The organism is Alcanivorax sp. HI0044, from assembly GCF_001634945.1.
The window spans coordinates 1-2200 of sequence record NZ_LWEZ01001429.1 but is presented as its reverse complement, the minus strand read 5'-3'; the positions used below and the strand labels follow the sequence as shown (position 1 = coordinate 2200).

Below are 2200 nucleotides of genomic sequence, written 5' to 3'. Positions count from 1 at the left end.
CTATGTGGAACACCGCGGCAGCATTCAGGGCAAGAAAGTGGTGTGGGTCGGCGATGGCAACAACATGTGCGCCAGCTACATCAACGCCGCCAATCAGTTTGATTTCGAGCTGGTGATCAGCAGCCCGGATGGCTTCACTCCGGACAGCGACTTGCTGGGCCGCTACCCGGACCGGGTCAGCCTGGAGCCGGACGTGGCCACCGCCGTGCAGGGCGCACACCTGGTGGTCACCGATGTATGGGCTTCCATGGGCCAGGAAGACGAACAGCAAACACGCCTTAACGCCTTTGACGGCTACCAGGTCACCCCGGAGCTGATGGACAAGGCCGACCCGGATGCGCTGTTCATGCACTGCCTGCCGGCCCACCGCGGCGAAGAAGTCAGCCATGAAATGATGGAAGACCCCAGAGCCGTGGTCTGGGATGAGGCGGAAAACCGCCTGCATGCCCAGAAAGCCCTGCTGGAATTCCTGCTCACCGGGCAACATTGATGGCAACGCTGCACGCACCATGCCACACGCATCACGGAGACATCTTCCCCTGTTGCGTGCAGCGTGAAGCCGGGAGCGCATGATCATGAACGCCCCCCTACTGCGCCTTGAGAATCTGGCCTGCGGATATCACCAGCAAACCGTCGTAAAAGATTTGAACCTGGAACTGGCGGCCGGTGAAATTGCCTGCCTGCTGGGCCCCAGCGGCTGTGGCAAGACCACCACATTGCGGGCCATCGCCGGGCTGGAACCGGTGACCGCCGGCGCCATCAGCATTCAGGGCAAACAAGTCTCCGGCCCCCACCGTCAGCTTCCTCCCAACCAGCGCGGCCTGGGCATGGTATTCCAGGAACATGCCCTGTTTCCTCATCTCACCGTGGCAAACAACGTGGCTTTCGGCCTGCGGCAGCAAAGCCGGGAGGAACGCGAAGAGCGGGTACACGCGAGCCTGCAACGGGTACGGCTCAGCGGCCTGGAGCAACGCTACCCCCACGAACTCTCCGGCGGCCAACAGCAGCGTGTGGCGCTGGCCCGGGCGCTGGCCCCCCAGCCCGCCCTGCTACTGCTGGACGAGCCTTTTTCCAGCCTGGACCTGGATCTGCGTCGGGCGCTGGCCCAGGAACTGGGAGACATCCTGCGTCAGGAAAAGGTCACCACCCTGCTGGTCACCCACGACCAGGAAGAAGCTTTTGCGCTGGCCGACCGGGTCGGCGTCATGCAACAGGGCCACCTGGAGCAATGGGATACGCCCTATAACATTTACCACGCGCCGACGAACCGGTTCGTGGCAGAGTTCGCCGGTTACGGCACCTTTTTGCGCGGCACCGTACGCGATGGCAACACCGTTCACACCAGCTTGGGCGATGTCAGCGGTCGCAGCCATGCACCGCTGAAACCTGGCACGGAAGTAGAAGTACTACTCCGCCCGGAAGACGTGATTGCCGACGAATCCGCCCCCCTGGCACTGCCCGTCACCCGACGCCAATTCACCGGCGCCAACATCCTCTACCATCTACGCGTCGATGCCAGCGAAACCCTGCTCTGCCAGACCGACAGCCACACCAATGTAGTGGAAGGCGACAACCTGCATGTCCGCCTGGGCACCAAGCATTTGGTCACTTTTTCAGTTAACAGTTGATAGTTGACAGTTGATAGTTGATAGTTGACAGCTTGGAGTGCCCCCGATTTAGTAGACACCTAATGATTAAACGGTCGCAGCATAGGCACTGGGGGTAACTCCTCCCAGTGCCATGTGCCGACGCACATTGGGATAGTACTGGTCCGTATAGTAACGAACTTCGCTCGCCATTTCGTCTCGGCCTATCTCTCCAAGAGGGCGAGTCCACTCCTTTTTTAGCAAGGCAAAGACACTCTCGGCACAAGCATTGTCCCAGCAGTTGCCGCGCCGGGACATGCTGATGGTCACCTTTCTGTCATTGAGCCAACTCAGAACCTCTTCACTACGATATTGGCTGCCTTGGTCTGAGTGGAACAGCAAATCACGCCCCGCAGGTTTCTGGCGCCTCCAGGCCTGTTTCAGCGCCGCTATAACCAATTGTGAGCAGTTAACCGGCCCCATCGCACGGCCCACGATCTGACGAGTCCCCAGATCCAGCACAACGGCAATGTAGAGCCAGCCTTCTTGGCAGCGGATCTGGGTAATATCCGACACCCAGACACGGTTGGCCTTCCCAACCGAGAACTGGCGAT

2 protein-coding genes and 1 pseudogene are annotated in these 2200 nt (G+C 60.2%); 2 read left to right on the top strand and 1 reads right to left on the bottom strand.

What is annotated here, in order from left to right; translation table 11 throughout:
- Together A3730_RS21175 and A3730_RS21170 are read left to right on the top strand one after the other, a co-directional pair.
- Positions 1–490, top strand: a pseudogene (locus A3730_RS21175) (ornithine carbamoyltransferase); the annotation flags it as partial.
- Between the two features lie 85 nt (positions 491–575).
- The gene (locus tag A3730_RS21170; RefSeq protein ID WP_082872485.1) at positions 576–1628 is read left to right on the top strand and encodes an ABC transporter ATP-binding protein; all 1053 of its coding nucleotides are present in this window, start codon (positions 576–578) and stop codon (positions 1626–1628) included.
- A gap of 66 nt (positions 1629–1694) precedes the next feature.
- On the opposite strand, the gene A3730_RS21165 is transcribed toward A3730_RS21170, so the two are convergent.
- Positions 1695–2200 (bottom strand): IS3 family transposase (locus tag A3730_RS21165; protein ID WP_156501289.1); only part of this gene is annotated, 506 nt, incomplete at its 5' end.

Coding starts and splice junctions, on each gene's coding strand:
- A3730_RS21170 (WP_082872485.1), top strand. CDS start 576: ATGAACGCCCCCCTACTGCGCCTTGAGAATCTGGCCTGCGGATATCAC.